General features: G+C 56.4%; 17 protein-coding genes. 13 read left to right on the top strand and 4 right to left on the bottom strand.

The window, feature by feature from the left end:
- Positions 1-81: 81 nt before the first annotated feature.
- Together pta and ackA are read right to left on the bottom strand one after the other, a co-directional pair.
- Entirely contained in the window at positions 82-2,226 is a 2,145-nt protein-coding gene (pta, locus tag AC1M2H_RS08480; RefSeq protein ID WP_480151024.1) for a phosphate acetyltransferase, read from the bottom strand.
- 254 nt (positions 2,227-2,480) lie between these two features.
- Positions 2,481-3,683, bottom strand: a complete 1,203-nt coding sequence (gene ackA, locus AC1M2H_RS08485; RefSeq protein WP_480151025.1) for an acetate kinase — start codon at positions 3,681-3,683, stop codon at positions 2,481-2,483.
- Between the two features lie 338 nt (positions 3,684-4,021).
- On the opposite strand from ackA, the gene yfbV reads away from it, so the two are divergent.
- The 4 genes from yfbV to AC1M2H_RS08505 all read left to right on the top strand — a co-directional run bounded on the left by yfbV (position 4,022) and on the right by AC1M2H_RS08505 (position 7,638).
- Positions 4,022-4,477, top strand: coding sequence for a terminus macrodomain insulation protein YfbV (yfbV, locus tag AC1M2H_RS08490; RefSeq protein ID WP_426814056.1), 456 nt, complete (start codon positions 4,022-4,024; stop codon positions 4,475-4,477).
- 86 nt (positions 4,478-4,563) lie between these two features.
- Entirely contained in the window at positions 4,564-5,058 is a 495-nt protein-coding gene (locus AC1M2H_RS08495; protein ID WP_426814057.1) for a YfbU family protein, read from the top strand.
- Positions 5,059-5,069: 11 nt separating this feature from the next.
- Positions 5,070-5,729, top strand: a complete 660-nt coding sequence (locus AC1M2H_RS08500; protein ID WP_480151026.1) for a sugar phosphatase — start codon at positions 5,070-5,072, stop codon at positions 5,727-5,729.
- Between the two features lie 76 nt (positions 5,730-5,805).
- Entirely contained in the window at positions 5,806-7,638 is a 1,833-nt protein-coding gene (locus AC1M2H_RS08505) for an SLC13 family permease (RefSeq protein ID WP_480151027.1), read from the top strand.
- A gap of 45 nt (positions 7,639-7,683) precedes the next feature.
- On the opposite strand, the gene yfbR is transcribed toward AC1M2H_RS08505, so the two are convergent.
- The gene (gene yfbR / locus AC1M2H_RS08510) at positions 7,684-8,283 is read right to left on the bottom strand and encodes a 5'-deoxynucleotidase (protein ID WP_480151028.1); all 600 of its coding nucleotides are present in this window, start codon (positions 8,281-8,283) and stop codon (positions 7,684-7,686) included.
- Between the two features lie 86 nt (positions 8,284-8,369).
- Positions 8,370-9,587 carry an alanine transaminase AlaA gene (gene alaA, locus AC1M2H_RS08515; RefSeq protein ID WP_480151029.1) on the bottom strand — a complete coding sequence of 406 codons (1,218 nt, stop codon included), beginning with the start codon at positions 9,585-9,587 and terminating at the stop codon, positions 8,370-8,372.
- An 881-nt stretch (positions 9,588-10,468) separates the two neighbouring features.
- Between alaA and AC1M2H_RS08520 the strand changes: the two genes are divergently transcribed.
- The 9 genes from AC1M2H_RS08520 (at position 10,469) to nuoI (ending at position 21,256) form a co-directional block, all read left to right on the top strand.
- Positions 10,469-11,392 (top strand): LysR substrate-binding domain-containing protein, encoded by a 924-nt coding sequence (locus AC1M2H_RS08520; RefSeq protein ID WP_480151030.1) that lies wholly within the window; start codon positions 10,469-10,471, stop codon positions 11,390-11,392.
- Between the two features lie 653 nt (positions 11,393-12,045).
- Positions 12,046-12,492, top strand: a complete 447-nt coding sequence (gene nuoA, locus AC1M2H_RS08525) for an NADH-quinone oxidoreductase subunit NuoA (RefSeq protein ID WP_004865103.1) — start codon at positions 12,046-12,048, stop codon at positions 12,490-12,492.
- A gap of 15 nt (positions 12,493-12,507) precedes the next feature.
- On the top strand, positions 12,508-13,182 hold the full coding sequence (gene nuoB, locus AC1M2H_RS08530) for an NADH-quinone oxidoreductase subunit NuoB (RefSeq protein WP_002913178.1): 675 nt from the start codon (positions 12,508-12,510) through the stop codon (positions 13,180-13,182).
- A gap of 88 nt (positions 13,183-13,270) precedes the next feature.
- Positions 13,271-15,079, top strand: a complete 1,809-nt coding sequence (gene nuoC / locus AC1M2H_RS08535) for an NADH-quinone oxidoreductase subunit C/D (protein ID WP_426814062.1) — start codon at positions 13,271-13,273, stop codon at positions 15,077-15,079.
- 2 nt (positions 15,080-15,081) lie between these two features.
- Entirely contained in the window at positions 15,082-15,582 is a 501-nt protein-coding gene (gene nuoE / locus AC1M2H_RS08540; RefSeq protein ID WP_480151031.1) for an NADH-quinone oxidoreductase subunit NuoE, read from the top strand.
- Positions 15,579-16,916, top strand: a complete 1,338-nt coding sequence (gene nuoF, locus AC1M2H_RS08545; protein WP_480151032.1) for an NADH-quinone oxidoreductase subunit NuoF — start codon at positions 15,579-15,581, stop codon at positions 16,914-16,916. Before nuoE ends, nuoF begins: the two co-directional genes overlap by 4 nt.
- Positions 16,917-16,998: 82 nt before the next feature.
- On the top strand, positions 16,999-19,725 hold the full coding sequence (nuoG, locus tag AC1M2H_RS08550) for an NADH-quinone oxidoreductase subunit NuoG (protein WP_480151033.1): 2,727 nt from the start codon (positions 16,999-17,001) through the stop codon (positions 19,723-19,725).
- Positions 19,722-20,699, top strand: a complete 978-nt coding sequence (gene nuoH / locus AC1M2H_RS08555; protein ID WP_076945791.1) for an NADH-quinone oxidoreductase subunit NuoH — start codon at positions 19,722-19,724, stop codon at positions 20,697-20,699. The genes nuoG and nuoH overlap by 4 nt, the downstream gene beginning before the upstream one ends.
- A gap of 14 nt (positions 20,700-20,713) precedes the next feature.
- Positions 20,714-21,256, top strand: a complete 543-nt coding sequence (nuoI, locus tag AC1M2H_RS08560) for an NADH-quinone oxidoreductase subunit NuoI (RefSeq protein ID WP_015365590.1) — start codon at positions 20,714-20,716, stop codon at positions 21,254-21,256.
- Positions 21,257-21,262: the final 6 nt, after the last annotated feature.

Below are 21,262 nucleotides of genomic sequence, written 5' to 3' on the forward strand. Positions count from 1 at the left end.
TGTATTTGGCGCGGAGTTGCTTACGGAGAGAGGAATTTATATGTAAACCCCCTCTTATCGAGGGGGGTTGGCTGGCGGCAATTACTGCTGCTGCTGAGACGACTGAATCGCGGTCAGCGCGATGGTGTAGACGATATCGTCTACCAACGCGCCGCGGGACAGGTCGTTCACCGGCTTACGCATACCCTGCAGCATCGGCCCGATGGAGATCAGGTCGGCAGAACGCTGTACGGCTTTGTAAGTGGTGTTACCGGTGTTCAGATCCGGGAAGATGAACACGGTTGCACGGCCGGCAACCGGAGAGTTCGGCGCCTTGGATTTTGCCACGTCGGCCATCACGGCGGCGTCGTACTGCAGCGGGCCGTCGATCATCAGGTCAGGACGTTTTTCCTGAGCCAGACGCGTTGCTTCACGCACTTTTTCGACGTCGCTACCGGCGCCGGAGGTGCCGGTGGAGTAGGAGAGCATCGCCACGCGCGGCTCAATGCCAAAGGCAATCGCGGAGTCCGCTGACTGGATCGCGATCTCTGCCAGCTGTTCTGCGGTCGGATCCGGGTTAATCGCGCAGTCGCCGTAAACGTAAACCTGTTCAGGCAGCAGCATGAAGAACACGGAAGAGACCAGCGAGCTGCCCGGAGCGGTTTTGATCAGCTGCAGCGGCGGACGGATGGTGTTGGCGGTGGTGTGTACCGCGCCGGATACCAGGCCGTCGACTTCGTCCTGTTCCAGCATCAGAGTGCCGAGAACCACGTTATCTTCCAGCTGCTCGCGGGCAACCGCTTCGGTCATCCCCTTGCTCTTACGCAGTTCGACCAGGCGAGCCACGTAGCTTTCACGAACCACTTCCGGATCGACGATATCGATACCAGAACCCAGCTCTACGCCCTGAGCGGCGGCAACGCGGTTGATCTCATCCGGGTTACCCAGCAGCACGCAGGTCGCGATACCGCGTTCTGCGCAGATTGCCGCGGCTTTAACGGTACGCGGCTCGTCGCCTTCCGGCAGAACGACGCGTTTGCCCGCTTTGCGCGCCAGCTCGGTGAGCTGGTAGCGGAAGGCCGGCGGAGAGAGGCGGCGGCTGCGCTCGGAGGTCGCGGTCAGGGACTCGATCCAGTCGGCGTTGATGTAGCTTGCCACGTATTCCTGAACTTTCTCGATACGCTCGTGATCGTCAACCGGCACTTCCAGGTTGAAGCTCTGCAGGCTCAGAGAGGTCTGCCAGGTGTTGGTGTTGACCATGAATACCGGCAGGCCGGTGGCAAACGCACGTTCGCACAGCTTGCTCACGCGGGCGTCCATTTCGTAGGCGCCGGTCAGCAGCAGGGCGCCGATTTCTACGCCGTTCATTGCCGCCAGGCAGGCCGCAACCAGCACGTCAGGACGGTCGGCGGAGGTCACCAGCAGGGAACCCGCGCGGAAGTGTTCCAGCATGTGCGGAATGCTGCGCGCGCAGAAGGTTACCGATTTCACGCGACGGGTGTTGATGTCACCTTCGTTGACGATGGTGGCATTCAGGTGGTGCGCCATGTCGATTGCGCGGGTGGCAATCAGATCGAAGCTCCACGGCACCGCGCCGAGAATCGGCAGCGCGCTGCCGGTCGCCAGCTGAGCCGGGTCGATTTTGACCACTTTGGCTTTGGAAGAGTCATCAAAAATTTCTGACAGATCAGGACGGGTACGCCCCTGCTCGTCAACCGGCGCGTTCAGCTTGTTGACGATAACGCCGGTAATGTTGGTGTTCTTCGCGCCGCCGAAGCTGTTGCGGGTCAGTTCGATACGCTCGTTCAGCTGCTCCTGGGTGTCGGTACCCTGAGACATCACGAAGACGATTTCAGCATTCAGCGTTTTGGCGATTTCGAAGTTCAGCGACTGGGCAAACTGGTGCTTACGTGTCGGAACCAGGCCTTCTACCAGCACGACTTCAGCATCCTGAGTCGCGGCGTGGTAGTTAGCGATGATCTCTTCCATCAGCACGTCTTTCTGGTTGCTGGACAGCAGCGACTCAACGTGGCTCATCTTCAGCGGCTCTGCGGCCGGAAGGTTGGAATTAGCGCGAACGATAGTGGTGGTCTGGTCAGGCGCATCGCCGCCAGCGCGCGGCTGCGCGATCGGTTTAAAGACGCTCAGGCGAACGCCTTTACGTTCCATAGCACGGATAACACCGAGGCTGACGCTGGTCAGGCCTACGCTGGTTCCGGTAGGGATTAGCATGATTATACGGGACACGATATATCCTCTTTCGTTACCGCCGGTATCAGGCGGGATACAAAACTGCACTCCCAGCTTCCCGTCATACTTCAAGCTGCACGTGCGTTGGCTTTGCTGCTCGGCTCATCCATGAGCCTCGCCCTTAGGGGCCGCCGCGACGATAGATTTGCCGCTCACCCCGGTCACGTACTCCTGGTCCGCTCCCGGGGATTCGCCGCGTCGCCGCCTTCCTGCAACTTGAATGATTCAGGCTTATCGCTGGCGATGTGAAATCAGGCGGTCAGACGGTTGGCGTCCTGCGCGATAACCAGCTCTTCGTTGGTCGGGATGACCAGAGCAGGGCGGGTGCCTTCTTTGTTGATGAAGCCGGACTTGCCGAAACGGGCCGCCAGGTTACGTTCATGATCAACATCGAAGCCCAGTACGCCCAGTTTGCCCAGAGAGAGCTCACGAACCATCGCCGCGTTTTCACCGATACCGCCGGTGAAGATAACCGCGTCCAGACGACCGTCCATCAGCGCGGTGTAGGAACCGATGTATTTCGCCAGGCGGTGGCAGTAAACGTCCATCGCGCGCTTAGCGTCCGCTTTATCCGCGTAGTTGTCTTCAACATAGCGGCAGTCGCTGGTGACTTCGGTCAGACCGAGCAGGCCGGACTCTTTGGTCAGCATTTTGTTGATTGCATCAACGCTCATGCCCAGGGAGTCATGCAGATGGAAGATGATTGCCGGGTCGATATCGCCGGAGCGGGTGCCCATGACCAGGCCTTCCAGCGGGGTCAGGCCCATGGAGGTGTCAACGCACTGACCGTTACGGATAGCGGAAACGGAACCACCGTTGCCCAGGTGGCAGGTGATGATGTTCAGCTCTTCAACCGGTTTGTTCAGAACTTTTGCCGCTTCCTGAGTGACGTAGAAGTGGCTGGTGCCGTGGGCGCCATAGCGACGGACGCCGTGCTCTTTATACAGGCTGTACGGCAGGGCGTAGAGGTAAGACTCTTCCGGCATGGTCTGATGGAACGCGGTGTCGAACACGGCAACGTTCTTCTCTTTCAGGTGCGGGAAGGATTTCAGCGCTTCGGCAATACCGATCAGATGCGCCGGGTTGTGCAGCGGAGCGAAAGAGGCGGAATCTTTGATGCCCTGAATGACGGAGTCGTCAATCACCACGGAGCTGGTGTATTTTTCACCGCCGTGAACGATACGATGGCCAATTGCCGTCAGCTGAGCAGACAGTTCTGGTTTTTGTGCCAGAATAGTGTTAACGATAAAGTTAAGCGCTTCACTGTGAGCGGCGCCGGCGCCTAAATCTGCTTCTTGTTTGCTGCCATCCATTTTCCATTTGATACGCGCTTCAGGAAGGTGGAAACATTCGGCTAAACCGGACAGATATTCGTCACCGTTGAGAGCATCAAGGATTGCAAATTTCAGTGAGGAACTACCGCAGTTCAGAACCAGTACTAGCTTACTCGACATGGAAGTACCTTTTATGATACGTGGCTAAAAAAACGTCATAGTGTCACCAAGCGTAGCGCAGGATGACATCGACATTTATGATTAACATCATGCCTTGTTCTGTTTCCGGGCACGATGAGATAAGTACATTTGATTTTATGCCATTTTGGATAATTTTCAGACAATGGCAGAATATGCGATAATTTTGACTAACCTGGTAAAAGGGTCTATCGCCCTTTCAGGTGGGCACAGGATACCTGATTGCCGCACCCATTGCCAAAATGTTTTGAACGTTGTCATGCATAGTTGGTGTTTTGCACGAATATTTTAAGATTTATATGTAAATTTGAGGTAAAGCCATGTCGACACCCGAGAATAGCCCCGTTAGCTTTTTCAGCTTGTTTCGCCGCGGGCAGCACTACACAAAGACCTGGCCTTTAGATAAACGCCTCGCCCCGGTTTTTGTTGAAAACCGCATTATTCGCGCCACCCGCTACGCGATTCGTATCATGCCGCCGGTTGCCGTCTTTACCCTGTGCTGGCAAATTGCCCTCGGCGGCCAGCTGGGCCCGGCGGTCGCCACGGCGCTGTTTGCTCTGAGTCTGCCAATGCAGGGTCTGTGGTGGTTGGGGAAACGTTCGGTAACGCCGCTGCCGCCGTCGGTTTTGAGCTGGTTTTATGAAGTTCGCGGTAAGCTGCAGGAGGCGGGACAGGCGCTGGCGCCGGTTGACGGTAAGCCGGATTATCAGGCTTTAGCTGACACGCTTAAGCGCGCCTTCAAACAACTGGATAAAACTTTCCTGGATGATTTGTAATTCCCTAAGGAAAACGCATATAAAAGAAGGCGCATAATTAATGCGCCTTCTTTTTTCACGCCGTACAGTGCCACAGGAGTCAAAAAATGGAAATGACCAATGCGCAGCGCCTGATTTTATCAAATCAGTACAAGATGATGACGATGCTCGACCCGGACAACGCTGAGCGCTATCGCCGTCTGCAAACCATCATCGAGCGTGGATACGGGCTGCAGATGCGCGAACTGGACCGCGAGTTCGGTGAGCTGACCGAAGAAACCTGCCGTACCGTTATTGATGTCATGGAAATGTACCATGCGATGCACGTCTCCTGGACTAACCTCAAAGACGGCAGCGAAATCGACGAGCGTCGGGTGACCTTCCTGGGGTTCGATGTGGCCACCGAAGCGCGCTTCCTCGGCTACGTGCGCTTTATCGTCAACGTCGAGGGGCGCTACAGCCACTTTGACGCCGGCACCCACGGCTTCAATTCGCAAACGCCGATGTGGGAAAAATATCAGCGTATGCTGGCCGCCTGGCACTCATGCCCGCGCCAGTACCATTTGAGCAGCAACGAAATTAATCAAATTATCAACGCCTGATGGAGGTGTCCGTGCAGTGTAAAGGTTTCCTGTTCGATCTTGACGGGACGTTAGTTGATTCCTTGCCGGTGGTGGAGCGCTCGTGGTGCACGTGGGCGGATCGTTTCGGCATCGCGCATGATGAAGTGCTGAACTTTATCCACGGCAAGCAGGCGATAACCTCGTTACGCCATTTTTTACCCGGACGCAGCGAAGAGGCGATCCAGGCGGAGTTCACTTACCTGGAAACGGTGGAAGCAACGGATACTAACGGTATCACGGCGCTGCCGGGGGCGGTTGCGCTGCTGGCCACGCTCGATGAAGCGGGGATTCCGTGGGCCATCGTCACGTCGGGATCGCAGCCCGTAGCTCACGCCCGCCATCGCGCGGCGGGGCTGCCCGATGCTAAAGTTTTCGTTACGGCGGAGCGGGTTAAGCACGGCAAACCGGCGCCAGATGCCTACCTGCTCGGAGCGGAACTGCTGGGGCTGGCGCCGCAGGATTGCGTAGTGGTGGAAGACGCGCCGGCGGGATTGCTGTCCGGGCTAAACGCCGGATGCCGGACGATTGCCGTTAACGTACCTGCCGACGCGCCGCGTCTCGATGAAGCCGACTTTGTGCTGACCAGCCTCGAAGAGCTGATGATTGTCCGGCAGCCAGACGGCAACGTTAGCGTTACGCTTAAAGCATAATCTCATGATTTAGCCCCGCGCTGTCGGGGCTTTTTTGTGCCACAATTTCGACTCCATCTTGAGACAAGGATAAGTTGTGAACGGTGAACTGATTTGGGTGTTGTCTCTTCTTGCCGTTGCGGTCGTGCTTTTTGCCACCGGAAAAGTGCGCATGGATGCTATCGCGCTGCTGGTGATTGTGGCCTTTGTCCTCAGCGATACGCTGACCCTCAGCGAAGCGTTTTCCGGGTTTAGCGATCCGAACGTTATTCTTATCGCCGCGCTGTTTATCATCGGTGACGGTCTGGTGCGCACCGGCGTCGCAAGCAAAGTAGGCAGCTGGCTGGTGAAGGTGGCAGGCAGCAGCGAAACGAAAATGCTGATCTACCTGATGCTAACCGTCGCCGGACTTGGCGCTTTTATGAGCTCAACCGGAGTGGTGGCGATCTTTATCCCGGTGGTGCTGAGCGTTTCCGCCCGTATGAATGCCTCTCCGTCGCGCCTGATGATGCCGCTGAGTTTTGCCGGACTGATCAGCGGGATGATGACCCTGGTGGCAACCCCGCCCAACCTGGTGGTCAACAGCGAGCTGATACGCGAAGGGCTTCAGGGCTTTAGCTTCTTTAGCGTCACGCCAATTGGCCTGGTGGTTTTAGTGCTGGGCGTTTTCTACATGCTGGCGGTGCGCTTTATGCTAAAAGGCGATGAGAGCGAGCTGGCGCGCGACGGGCGTAAGAAGAGCACCTTTCGCGATTTAATCAAAGAGTACCATTTAACCGGCAGGGCGCGTCGCCTGGCGATCCGCCCCGGTTCGCCGATGATTGGCCAGCGGCTGGACGACCTTAAGCTACGCGAGCGCTACTGCGCTAACGTTATCGGCGTCGAACGCTGGCGCCGTTTCCGGCGGGTGATTGTGAACGTTAACGGGGTATCCGAGTTCCGCGCCCGCGATGTCCTGCTGATCGATATGTCGGCGTCGGACGTCGATTTGCGCCAGTTCTGCGGGGAGCAAATGCTTGAGCCGATGGTGCTACGCGGGGAGTATTTCTCCGACCAGGCGCTGGATGTCGGCATGGCCGAGGTGACGCTGATCCCCGACTCGGAGCTTATCGGTAAAACGGTGCGTGAAATCGGTTTCCGCACCCGCTTTGGGCTCAATATTGTTGGCCTCAAGCGGGACGGTAAAGCTCTTGACGGCGCGGTGGTCGATGAGTCCCTGCAGCTGGGCGATATCATGCTGGTGGTCGGCAACTGGCGGCAAATCGCTCTGCTGGCGAAGCGCGGACGTGATTTTGTGGTGTTAAATATGCCGGTCGAGGTGAACGACGCGTCACCGGCCCACAGCCAGGCGCCGCACGCTATTTTCTGCCTGGTGCTGATGGTGGCCCTGATGCTCACCGATGAAATCCCCAATCCCATCGCCGCTATTATCTCCTGCCTTTTGATGGGCAAATTTCGCTGCATCAACGCCGAGAGCGCTTACAAAGCGATTCACTGGCCGAGCATCATTCTGATCGTCGGGATGATGCCCTTTGCGCTGTCGCTGCAAAAAACCGGCGGCGTAGATTTAGTGGTCCAGGGATTAATGGACGTTGCCGGCAGCAAAGGCCCCTATTTAATGCTGGGCTGCCTGTTTGTGATGTGCGCGGCTATTGGCCTGTTTATTTCAAACACCGCAACGGCCGTGCTGATGGCGCCGATTGCGCTGGCGGCGGCAAACTCAATGGGCGTGTCGCCTTACCCCTTCGCTATGGTGGTGGCGATGGCGGCTTCGGCGGCGTTTATGACCCCGGTATCTTCACCGGTTAACACCCTGGTGCTGGGGCCCGGTAAATACTCGTTCAGCGATTTTGTGAAGATCGGCGTGCCTTTTACCGTGCTGGTGATGGTGGTTTGCGTGCTGCTGATCCCGGTCCTGTTCCCGTTCTGAGCTTCGGTTCCCGATGGCCCGGCCGCTGGCCGGGCTGGCGTCGATTTACAGCGGGGAATCCTGGCTGATTTCATCCAGCGAGAGATGAAAGCTTGGGACAAATACCTGCATAAAATAGTCCATTTCATCGCTGCGGCGTGATTCCAGCGTTTTTTCAAGCCGGCCTTTGGCCAGTAAAAATTCGTTATTGCCGGCCGACAGCTCCTCGAGGCATTTCAGATAGGCGCAGAGCGCATCGGCCTGCTTGACGATTGATTTTTCTTCCTCGCTGTAGCTGTGTTCATCAATCAGCGGCGCAAAAATATCGCGCAGCTCGTCGGGGACCATATCAATCAGCTTCTGCTGGGCGATTTTCTCGATGGCCTTATACTCCTGAGCGATCTGCGAGTTGAAATATTTTACCGGTGTCGGCAGATCGCCGGTTAATACCTCCGACGCATCATGATACATCGCCAGCAGCGCGATCCGCTCGGCGTTAACCTTGCCCGCAAACTTGCGATTCTTAATTGCCGCCAGCGCGTGGGCGACCATGGCGACCTGCAGGCTATGCTCGGACACGTTTTCGGTGCGCACGTTGCGCATCAGCGGCCAGCGGTTAATCAGCTTCAGGCGGGAGAGGTGGGCAAAGAAATGACTCTGACTCATAAGGACCCTTAATCAGTGACGACATCGGGTTCCATTGTGCGCAGGGATTGCCGCCGGATGCAAATACCGGCGGCGGGGGCGACTTATCAGAGCTGGTGATAGCCGGAGAGGAAGCGGCCGAACCGCGAAATGGCCATTTCCAGATCGTCTTCGCGGGGCAGGGTGACGATACGCACGTGATCCGGCCATGGCCAGTTAAAGGCGGTACCCTGAACCAGCAGCACTTTCTCCTGCAGCAGGAAGTCGAGAACCATCTTCTGATCGTCGTGAATGTTAAAACGCTTGGCGTCTATTTTCGGGAACATATACAGCGCGCCTTGCGGCTTGACGCAGGAGACGCCGGGGATCTCGTTGATCAGCTCCCAGGCGCGGTTACGCTGCTCATACAGGCGCCCGCCGGGGACAATAAACTCGCTGATGCTTTGATAGCCGCCCAGCGCGGTCTGAATGGCATGCTGCGCCGGAACGTTGGCGCACAGGCGCATCGAGGCCAGCATTTCCAGGCCTTCGATATAGCCCCTGGCGTGCTTTTTCGGGCCGTTGAGCACCATCCAGCCCTGGCGGAAGCCGGCGACGCGATAGGTTTTTGACAGGCCGTTAAAGGTCACCGTCAGCAGGTCAGGCGCCAGCGCGGCGATCGAGTGGTGCTGGGCCTCGTCGTACAGGATCTTGTCGTAGATTTCATCAGCGAAGATGATCAGATTATGCTGACGCGCAATTTCGACGATCTCCAGCAGCAGCTCTTTTGGATAGACCGCGCCGGTCGGGTTGTTGGGGTTGATAATCACGATCCCGCGGGTGCGCGGGGTGATTTTGGCGCGAATATCGTCGAGATCCGGGAACCAGCCAGCGGACTCATCGCAGAGATAGTGCACTGCTTTACCGCTGGAGAGCGATACCGCCGCCGTCCACAGCGGGTAATCCGGCGCCGGGACCAGCATTTCGTCACCGCTGTTCAGCAGCGCCTGCATGGCCTGGACAATCAGTTCCGATACGCCGTTGCCGATGTAGATATCTTCAACCGTCACGTCGCGCATGCCGCGGGCCTGATAGTGCTGCATGATAGCCTTGCGCGCCGAGTAGAGGCCTTTGGAGTCACAGTAGCCCTGCGCGGTCGGTAAATTACGAATGACGTCAACGAGGATTTCATCCGGGGCATCAAAGCCAAACGGTGCCGGGTTGCCGATGTTCAGCTTCAGGACTTTGTTGCCTTCTTCTTCAAGGCGCTTCGCTTCTTTCAGTACCGGGCCGCGGATGTCATAACAGACGTTGTCTAACTTGCTGGATTTTTCGATAGGGGACATGAATCTTTGCCTTTTAGCTGTTATCGCCACTCCCTGCCGTGGAAGTCAGCTCGGAACAATGTACTCTTCATCCCCGCTGTTTTGAAGGGTTAACAGGAGAAGATTTTGCTAATACTCTTTTTTTAGGGTAATCGATTTATCTGCTGACCGGCTTTTGTATTTATAGAATATGCCTTTAAGTCATGTTTTATTGGTCATATGTTGTGGTTTAATCGTCATATCATGAGTGTTTATCTGGTTTGCGGCTGCCGGCAGGCCCTGCGCTGATACTTTTTTGCTCACAAAAAAGCACTATGCTTTTAACTGAGTGCGGTAAGACTGTAGCAGTAATGTTAAATATACTTAATAAAAACATCTAAGAGATTAATGAGTCTTATTTTTTAACAATGAATAATCCTGGTTTTGTTAATTTAATTAAAGTCCTGAAAAAAATTTTAAAATTATATTTAATAATACTGATTTTCCCTTATAAATAAGTCTGTTTTCGGTTAGGATGTCGGTGTTAATATCAAGAAAACCTCTTAAATAATGAGGTTTTTATTATTAATATATTGTTATTGCAGGATTTTTTTGTCGTTTAGCAAGCGTTGGCAGCGGCTGGCTGCGTATTGATGCGCAGGGCTGCGCCACAGGCGGCTTTTTTGAATCAGGTCACATAAAGCGGGTCGCCGTAAATTAGAAAAAGCGTAGACATACGAACAAAATATGACTCAGAAGTTCCGCACAATTGACGCGGACGAGCACTTTCAAATGCAATAACGTTCTTCCAGCTGTCGTCCGTTTCCTTTTTGCGGATGACACAAGGCTCAAGGAATAGCCGGAAACCTGGAGCACAGCATCAATAAGGCAGGTAAGCGATAGCTACCTGTGAGTGAAGCAACATGATAAATGCAAATCGCCCAATACTAAATCTCGACCTCGATCTGCTGAGAACGTTTGTTGCCGTCGCCGATCTGAGTACTTTTGCGGCCGCGGCTGCGGCGGTACGCCGTACCCAGTCTGCGGTGAGCCAACAGATGCAGCGGCTGGAGCAGCTGGTCGGAAAAGAGCTCTTTGCCCGCCACGGGCGGAATAAGCTGTTAACTGAGCAGGGCATTCAGCTGCTCGGCTATGCGCGGAAAATTTTGCGCTTTAATGATGAAGCCTGCATGTCGTTAATGTTTAGCAGCCTGCAGGGTACGCTGACTATCGGCGCAACCGACGAAACGGCGGATACCATTTTGCCGTTTTTGCTTAATCGGATTGGCAGCCTCTACCCGAGGCTGACTCTGGAAATTAAGATTCTGAATCATGCCGGTGCGGTGGAGAGGCTGGCAAACGGCGCAATAGACCTCGCATTGACCACCCATCAGCCGGACAGCTTTGAAACGCTGACCCTGCGCACTTCACCAACCCTGTGGTACTGCGCGGCGGACTACGTGCTGCCCCATGAGTCGTCGGTGCCGCTGATCCTGCTTGAGGGGGCGGGACCCTTACGGGATGATATTACTTCGGCGCTCGATAGCGCGCAGACGCCGTGGCATTTGGCTCACTCGGCATCCTCGCTCGCGGGCGTTAAAGCGGCGGTGAAAGCCGGGCTTGGCGTTACGGCGCGGCCGGTAGAGATGATGAGCTCCGAACTGCGGGTGGTTGGCAAGAGCGACGGCCTGCCGGAATTACCGGATACTTGCTACGTTTTGAGCTGCGATCCGCAGAGCGTAAGCGAGCTGGCGCAGGCCATTTTTCAGTCGCTGAGTCAGGACTATAGCCCCTCATCGGGCCTCCTCTTTACCCCCGAAGGGGGAGGGCATACCCTCTTCTCGTGAGGGAAATTAAAGCCACATTGGTCACAAAAAGCTGGTAACAAAATGTAAATGCAAAAAGGAGCCGCTGAGGTTGGAATTGGACCCTGCGGTTCTTTTTTTTCGTATTTTACAGCGATTTTTAACGTATTGTTGTTTTATTGTTATCTATATCAGTTGGTTAGCGACGTTTCCACAGACACTTCTCTACTTTTCCCTACACTTTCAATAGTTCATGCTGATGTTAAAAAACCGGCAAGTTTGTTGCTGTTTTTTCGGTTTAATTAACAAAAGCGTGTCACAGATCAAGAAAATACCCCTCCTTAGGGGGAGGAATCGAGGCTAAATCCTGTCAAAATAGGCGGGTAATTATGATTTGCAATGGAAACGGACACGATTCAACAACACTAAATCCAATTAGTATGCAAGGTTATTTCGCATAAAAGGGCATTTAATGTTAATGAAAAAAACCTAATGTAAATTAATGTTGTTAAAACTTTTGTTGAAGTTGACAAAAGGTTAAAGAAAGGGGTAAAAAGCCAGCGCATATGGCCTTCCACGATAAGTAGGGACGCTTTTTTGCAAGGTTATTTTTTTTATTCCTCCCCGTGAAACGCTGTGGCGTTCATCTGCCAGTAAGAGCAGAGGGTTTAGCGCTACACTTTTTTGGTTAAGCAATGCGTATGTCAACATCCACTGAAGTCATCGCTCATCATTGGGCATTCGCTATATTTCTCATCATTGCCATCGGCCTGTGCTGCCTGATGCTTGTCGGGGGCTGGTACCTCGGCGGTCGCGCGCGCGCGCGTAGCAAAAACACGCCGTTTGAATCGGGGATCGACTCCGTCGGTTCGGCTCGCTTACGTCTTTCTGCGAAGTTTTATCTGGTTGCCATGTTCTTCGTTATCTTCGACGTGGAAGCCCTGTATCTCTACGCATGGTCGACATCTATCCGTGAAAGCGGCTGGGTCGGCTTTGTGGAAGCCGCAATTTTCATTTTAGTGCTACTGGCTGGTCTGGTTTATCTCGTCCGTATTGGCGCACTGGACTGGACGCCCGCGCGTTCCCGTCGCACGCTGGTTAACTCAGAAACAGACAGTCCCACTAACCGTCATATGCAGTAAAAGCGAGGCAATAAGATGGATTATACGCTCACCCGCATAGATCCCAACGGTGAGAACGACCGTTACCCCCTGCAAAAACAGGAGATCGTAACTGACCCCCTGGAGCAAGAAGTTAACAAAAGCGTGTATATGGGGAAACTCGAACACGCGCTGCATGACATGGTGAACTGGGGCCGTAAGAACTCAATCTGGCCATACAACTTCGGCCTGTCATGCTGCTATGTAGAAATGGTGACGTCATTCACTGCGGTGCATGACGTTGCGCGTTTTGGCGCCGAGGTACTGCGTGCCTCTCCTCGTCAGGCTGACCTGATGGTGGTCGCCGGCACCTGCTTCACCAAGATGGCCCCGGTTATTCAGCGCCTTTACGATCAGATGCTGGAGCCGAAATGGGTTATTTCCATGGGGGCATGTGCCAACTCCGGCGGTATGTACGATATTTACTCTGTCGTGCAGGGCGTAGATAAATTTATTCCGGTTGATGTTTACATCCCGGGCTGTCCGCCGCGTCCGGAAGCTTATATGCAGGCGCTGATGCTGCTGCAGGAATCTATTGGTAAAGAGCGCCGCCCTCTCTCGTGGGTGGTTGGCGATCAGGGCGTTTATCGCGCCAACATGCAGTCGGAACGTGAGCGTAAACGCGGCGAACGCATTGCAGTGACCAATCTGCGGACACCGGACGAGATTTAATTTGCGCCTGCGGGCGGCGGCATAATACTTCGCAAATCAATCTACAACAGCGCGAAGCCCGCCCGACAGTCACCACGGACCTTTTGCAATGGTGAACAATATGACCGATTTAAACGCGCATGACGCCGCACCAGCCTGGCAAACCCGCGATCACCTTGATGACCCGGTGATCGGCGAACTGCGCAATCGTTTTGGCCCGGATGCCTTTACCGTTCAGCCAACCCGTACCGGCGTACCGGTAGTTTGGGTTAAGCGCGAACAGCTGCTGGAGGTGGGTGATTTCCTGAAGAAATTACCGAAACCTTACGTGATGCTGTTTGACCTGCACGGCATGGACGAACGTCTGCGCACCCACCGTGACGGGCTTCCCGCCGCGGATTTTTCCGTTTTCTATCACCTGATTTCCATTGAACGCAATCGCGATATCATGCTCAAGGTAGCATTATCCGAAAACGATCTGCGCGTTCCGACATTTACCAAACTGTTCCCGAATGCCAACTGGTATGAGCGCGAAACGTGGGAAATGTTTGGCATTGATATCGAAGGCCACCCGCACCTGACGCGCATCATGATGCCGCCGACCTGGGAAGGCCATCCGCTGCGTAAAGACTACCCGGCGCGCGCCACCGAATTCGACCCGTTTGAGCTGACCAAAGCCAAGCAGGATCTGGAAATGGAAGCGCTGACCTTTAAGCCGGAAGCATGGGGCATGAAGCGCGGGACCGAAAATGAGGACTTTATGTTCCTTAACCTCGGCCCGAACCACCCCTCCGCGCACGGTGCTTTCCGTATCGTCCTGCAGCTTGATGGCGAAGAGATCGTCGACTGCGTACCGGATATCGGCTACCACCACCGCGGCGCGGAAAAGATGGGCGAACGCCAGTCATGGCACAGCTATATTCCCTACACCGACCGTATTGAATACCTCGGCGGCTGCGTCAATGAGATGCCGTACGTGCTGGCGGTCGAAAAGCTGGCGGGGATCACCGTGCCGGATCGCGTCAACGTGATTCGCGTGATGCTCTCCGAGCTGTTCCGTATCAACAGCCACCTGCTGTACATCTCCACCTTTATTCAGGACGTCGGCGCCATGACGCCGGTATTCTTTGCTTTCACCGACCGACAGAAAATCTACGATCTGGTCGAAGCCATCACCGGTTTCCGTATGCATCCGGCGTGGTTCCGTATCGGCGGCGTAGCGCACGACCTGCCGCGCGGCTGGGATCGCCTGCTGCGTGAATTCCTCGAGTGGATGCCTAAGCGTCTGGACTCTTACGAGAAAGCCGCGCTGCGCAACACCATTCTGATAGGTCGTTCGAAAGGCGTTGCCGCCTATAACGCCAAAGAAGCGCTGGCGTGGGGTACCACCGGCGCTGGCCTGCGCGCCACCGGGATCGACTTCGACGTGCGTAAAGCGCGTCCGTACTCTGGCTATGAAAACTTTGACTTTGAAGTGCCGGTTGGCGGCGGCGTATCCGACTGCTACACCCGCGTAATGCTGAAAGTCGAAGAGCTGCGCCAGAGCCTGCGCATTCTTCAGCAGTGTCTCGATAATATGCCGGAAGGGCCGTTCAAGGCGGATCACCCGCTGACCACGCCGCCGCCGAAAGAGCGCACGCTGCAGCATATCGAAACCCTGATCACGCACTTCCTGCAGGTTTCCTGGGGCCCGGTGATGCCGGCCAACGAATCCTTCCAGATGATTGAAGCGACGAAGGGTATTAACAGTTACTACCTGACCAGCGACGGCAGCACCATGAGCTATCGCACCCGTATCCGCACGCCGAGCTATGCGCATCTGCAGCAGATCCCGGCGGCGATTCGCGGCAGCCTGGTATCCGATCTTATCGTATATCTGGGTAGTATCGATTTTGTTATGTCAGACGTGGACCGCTAATTATGCACGAGAATCAACAACCACAAACCGAGGCTTTTGAGCTGAGTGCGGCAGAGCGTGAGGCCATTGAGCACGAGAAGCACCACTACGAAGACCCGCGTGCGGCGTCCATTGAAGCGCTGAAGATCGTTCAGAAACAGCGCGGCTGGGTGCCGGATGGCGCGATCTATGCGATCGCCGACGTGCTGGGCATCCCGGCAAGCGACGTGGAAGGCGTAGCCACCTTCTATAGCCAGATCTTCCGCCAGCCGGTTGGCCGCCACGTGATCCGCTATTGCGACAGCGTAGTTTGCCATATTACCGGCTTCCAGGGCATTCAGTCGGCGATCGAGAAGAAGCTCGACATCAAACCGGGTCAAACTACCTTTGATGGCCGCTTTACTCTGCTGCCGACCTGCTGTCTGGGCAACTGCGACAAGGGACCGACGATGATGATTGATGAGGATACTCATAGTTATCTGACGCCGGAGGCGATTCCTGGCCTGTTGGAGCGGTATAAATGAAGACAGTGATCCGCACTCCCGAAACGCATCCTTTAACCTGGCGTCTGCGCGATGACAAACAGCCGGTATGGCTGGATGAGTATCAGAGCAAAAACGGCTACGAGGGCGCCCGTAAAGCGCTGCTGGGGCTGGCGCCGGATGAGATCGTCAACCAGGTGAAAGACGCCGGCCTGAAAGGGCGCGGCGGCGCGGGCTTCTCCACCGGTCTGAAGTGGAGCCTGATGCCGAAAGACGAATCCATGAACATCCGCTACCTGCTGTGTAACGCCGATGAGATGGAGCCGGGCACCTATAAAGACCGCCTGCTGATGGAGCAGCTGCCGCACCTGCTGGTGGAAGGCATGCTGATCTCCGCGTTCGCGCTGAAGGCATACCGCGGCTACATCTTCCTGCGCGGCGAGTATATTGAAGCGGCGGTCCATTTACGCCGCGCGATTGCCGAAGCGACCGAAGCCGGCCTGCTGGGCAAAAACATTCTCGGCACCGGCTTTGATTTCGAACTGTTCGTGCACACCGGGGCAGGGCGCTATATCTGCGGCGAAGAGACCGCGCTGATTAACTCTCTCGAAGGTCGTCGCGCCAACCCGCGCTCCAAGCCGCCGTTCCCGGCGAGCTCCGGCGTGTGGGGTAAGCCGACCTGCGTCAACAACGTCGAAACCCTGTGTAACGTCCCGGCGATTCTGGCCAACGGCGTCGAGTGGTATCAGAACATTTCAACCAGCAAAGATGCCGGTACCAAGCTGATGGGCTTCTCCGGTCGGGTGAAAAATCCGGGCGTCTGGGAGCTGCCGTTTGGTACCACCGCGCGCGAAATCCTCGAAGATTATGCCGGCGGCATGCGCGACGGCCTGAAGTTCAAGGCCTGGCAGCCGGGCGGCGCAGGGACTGACTTCCTGACCGAAGCGCATCTCGACCTGCCGATGGAGTTCGAAAGTATTGGCAAGGCGGGCAGCCGTCTGGGGACGTCGCTGGCGATGGCCGTTGACCACGAGATCAATATGGTGTCGCTGGTGCGCAACCTCGAAGAGTTCTTCGCCCGTGAGTCCTGCGGCTGGTGTACGCCGTGCCGCGATGGTCTGCCGTGGAGCGTGAAAATTCTGCGCGCTCTGGAGCGCGGCGAGGGCCAGCCGGGTGATATCGAGACACTTGAGCAACTGTGTCGATTCCTTGGGCCGGGCAAAACCTTCTGCGCGCATGCGCCAGGCGCGGTCGAACCGCTGCAAAGCGCCATTAAATATTTCCGCGACGAATTCGAAGCAGGCATTAAGCAGCAGTTCAGTAATACCCATGCAATCAACGGGATTCAGCCGAACCTGCTTAAGACGCGCTGGTGATTCCCACCGACTCATTCAGCTGCTTCAAGGCGGCAGCCGGGTGAGGAAGTGGTAACGATTTTTTTAATTTGGAAGCATGCTAATGGCTACGATTCATGTAGACGGCAAAGAGTACGAGGTCAACGGAGCGGACAACCTGCTAGAGGCTTGTCTCTCTCTCGGTCTTGATATTCCATACTTTTGCTGGCACCCGGCGCTCGGCAGCGTCGGCGCTTGCCGCCAGTGTGCGGTGAAGCAATATCAAAACGCGGAAGACACGCGTGGTCGCCTGGTGATGTCCTGTATGACACCGGCATCGGACGGCACTTTTATTTCCATTGACGACGGCGAAGCGAAGCAGTTCCGCGAAAGCGTGGTTGAGTGGCTGATGACCAACCACCCGCACGACTGTCCGGTCTGCGAAGAGGGCGGTAACTGCCACCTGCAGGATATGACCGTAATGACCGGTCATAGCTTCCGCCGCTATCGCTTTACCAAGCGCACCCACCGCAATCAGGACCTGGGGCCGTTCATCTCGCACGAAATGAACCGCTGCATCGCCTGCTACCGCTGCGTTCGCTACTACAAAGACTACGCTGACGGCACCGATCTTGGCGTTTACGGCGCGCATGACAACGTCTACTTCGGCCGTCCGGAAGACGGCGTGCTGGAGAGCGAATTCTCCGGCAACCTGGTTGAGGTCTGCCCGACCGGCGTATTTACCGATAAAACGCACTCCGAGCGCTATAACCGTAAATGGGATATGCAGTTTGCGCCCAGCATCTGCCAGCAGTGTTCCATCGGCTGTAACATCAGCCCGGGCGAGCGCTACGGTGAACTGCGCCGTATCGAAAACCGCTACAACGGCACCGTAAACCGCTACTTCCTCTGCGACCGCGGTCGTTTCGGCTATGGCTACGTGAACCTGAAAGACCGTCCGCGTCAGCCGGTTCAGCGCCGCGGCGACGATTTGATCGCCCTCAATGCCGAACAGGCAATGCAGGGCGCGGCGGATATTCTGCGCCAGTCGAAAAAAGCGATCGGTATCGGTTCCCCGCGCGCCAGCCTCGAAAGCAACTTTGCGCTGCGCGAGCTGGTCGGCGCCGAAAACTTCTATACCGGCATCGCCAAAGCCGAGCAGGAACGCCTGCAGATGATGCTGACGGTGCTGCGCGACGGCGGTATCCATACCCCGGCGCTGCGCGAAATCGAATCCTACGATGCGGTGCTGGTTCTGGGCGAAGATATCACCCAGACCGGCGCCCGCGTTGCCCTGGCCGTGCGCCAGGCGGTGAAAGGAAAAGCGCGTGAAATGGCCGCGGCGCAGAAAGTCGCCGACTGGCAGATTGCCGCGATCCTCAACATCGGCCAGCGTGCGAAGCATCCGCTGTTTGTTACCAATATCGACGATACCCGCCTGGACGACATCGCCGCGTGGACCTACCGCGCGCCGGTTGAAGATCAGGCGCGGCTGGGCTTCGCCATCGCGCACGCGCTGGATGAAACCTCGCCGGCGGTGGAAGGCCTGAGCAAAGATCTGCAGAGTAAAATCGACGTGATCGTCCAGGCGCTGGCCGGGGCGAAGAAACCGCTGATCGTCTCCGGCACCAACGCCGGCAGCATCGAAATTATTCAGGCGGCGGCGAACGTGGCTAAGGCTCTGAAGGGACGCGGCGCAGACGTCGGTGTAACGATGGTTGCCCGCGCGGTGAACAGCGTTGGCCTGGGTATGATTGGCGGCGGCTCTCTGGAAGAGGCGCTGAGCGAGCTGGAAACCGGCGCCGCCGATGCGGTTATCGTGCTGGAAAACGATCTGCATCGCCATGCTTCCGCCGCGCGCGTAGACGCTGCGCTGGCTAAAGCGCCGCTGGTGATGGTCGTTGACCATCAGCGCACCGCGATCATGGAAAAAGCGCACCTGGTGCTCTCTGCGGCAAGCTTCGCAGAAAGCGACGGCACGGTGGTCAACAACGAAGGCCGCGCCCAGCGCTTCTTCCAGGTCTACGACCCGGCCTACTACGATGCGAATACCGTGATGCTGGAGAGCTGGCGCTGGCTGCACTCGCTGCACAGCACCGTCGACAACCGTCAGGTTGACTGGACACAGCTGGACCACGTGATTGACGCGGTGGTGGCTAAGCTGCCGCAGCTGGCCGGCATTAAAGACGCCGCGCCGGACGCGACCTTCCGCATTCGCGGTCAGAAGCTGGCCCGTGAACCGCATCGCTACAGCGGCCGCACGGCGATGCGCGCCAATATCAGCGTGCATGAACCGCGCCAGCCGCAGGACAAAGACACCATGTTTGCCTTCTCGATGGAAGGGAACAACCAGCCGTCCGCGCCGCGCTCGCAAATTCCGTTTGCGTGGGCTCCGGGCTGGAACTCCCCGCAGGCGTGGAACAAATTCCAGGATGAAGTGGGCGGCAAGCTGCGCCACGGCGATCCGGGCGTGCGCCTGATTGAAGCCTCCGCCGACGGGCTGGACTACTTCACCGCGGTGCCGGAAAGCTTCCAGGCAGAAGAAGGGAAATGGCGGATCGCGCCGTACTACCATCTGTTCGGCAGCGACGAGCTGTCGCAGCGCTCGCCGGTGTTCCAGAGCCGCATGCCGCAGCCGTATCTCAAGCTTAACCCGGAAGATGCCGCGAAGCTTGGCGTCAACGCGGGGGCGATGGTCTCCTTCAGCGTTGAGGGCCATCTGCTCAGCCTGCCGCTGGTTATCTCTGCGGGCCTGACGGCAGGGCAGGTGGGCCTACCGATGGGCATGCCTGGCATTGCGCCGGTTCTGACCGGAGCGCGTATTGATACTCTGCAGGAGGCAAAAGCATGAGTTGGTTAACTCCGGATCTCATCGACATTCTGTTAAGCATCCTGAAGGCGGTAGTCATTCTGCTGGTGGTTGTCACCTGCGGCGCGTTCATGAGCTTCGGCGAACGTCGCCTGCTGGGTCTGTTCCAGAACCGCTATGGACCTAACCGCGTGGGCTGGGGCGGTTCGCTGCAGCTCGTTGCCGACATGATCAAAATGTTCTTTAAAGAGGACTGGGTTCCGCGCTTTACCGATCGCGTGATCTTTACTCTGGCGCCGGTTATTGCCTTTACCTCGCTGCTGCTGGCCTTCGCTATCGTGCCGGTCAGCCCGTCGTGGGTGGTGGCAGACCTGAACATCGGCATCCTGTTCTTCCTGATGATGGCAGGCCTGGCGGTCTATGCGGTGCTGTTTGCCGGCTGGTCGAGTAACAACAAATACTCGCTGCTGGGCGCGATGCGCGCTTCCGCGCAGACCCTGAGCTACGAAGTGTTCCTCGGCCTCTCCCTGATGGGCGTGGTGGCGCAGGCGGGATCGTTCAATATGGGCGATATCGTCAACAACCAGGCGCATCTGTGGAACGTTATCCCGCAGTTCTTTGGCTTCGTTACCTTTGCGATTGCGGGCGTGGCCGTGTGTCACCGTCACCCGTTTGACCAACCGGAAGCCGAGCAGGAGCTGGCCGATGGTTACCACATCGAATATTCCGGCATGAAGTTCGGCCTGTTCTTCGTCGGTGAATATATCGGGATTGTCACCGTTTCAGCGCTGATTGTGACGCTGTTCTTCGGCGGCTGGAATGGCCCATGGTTACCTCCGTTCATCTGGTTCGCGCTGAAAACCGCGTTCTTCATGATGATGTTCATTTTGATCCGCGCATCATTACCGCGTCCACGCTATGACCAGGTAATGTCCTTTGGCTGGAAGGTATGCCTGCCATTAACGCTGATCAACTTGTTGGTAACGGCGGCTGTCATTCTCTGGCAGGCGCAATAAGGGGTGAATTGACCATGACCTTAAAAGAATTATTGGTGGGGTTCGGCACCCAGGTCCGCAGTATCTGCATGATCGGGATGCACGCCTTCGCCAAACGTGAAACCCAGATGTACCCGGAAGAGCCGGTATATCTGCCGCCGCGCTATCGTGGCCGTATCGTGCTGACGCGCGACCCGGACGGCGAAGAGCGCTGCGTTGCCTGTAACCTGTGTGCGGTAGCGTGTCCGGTAGGCTGTATCTCTTTGCAGAAAGCAGAGACCAAAGACGGCCGCTGGTACCCGGAGTTTTTCCGCATCAACTTCTCGCGCTGCATTTTCTGCGGTCTGTGCGAAGAAGCGTGCCCAACCACGGCGATTCAGTTGACCCCGGACTTCGAGCTGGGTGAATACAAGCGTCAGGATCTGGTGTACGAAAAAGAGGATCTGCTGATTTCCGGTCCGGGCAAATACCCGGAATATAACTTCTACCGGATGGCGGGTATGGCAATCGACGGCAAAGATAAGGGCGAAGCAGAGAACGAAGCTAAGCCTATCGACGTCAAGAGCCTGTTACCGTAAGGAGAG

Source organism: Klebsiella sp. F11 (assembly GCF_056712265.1).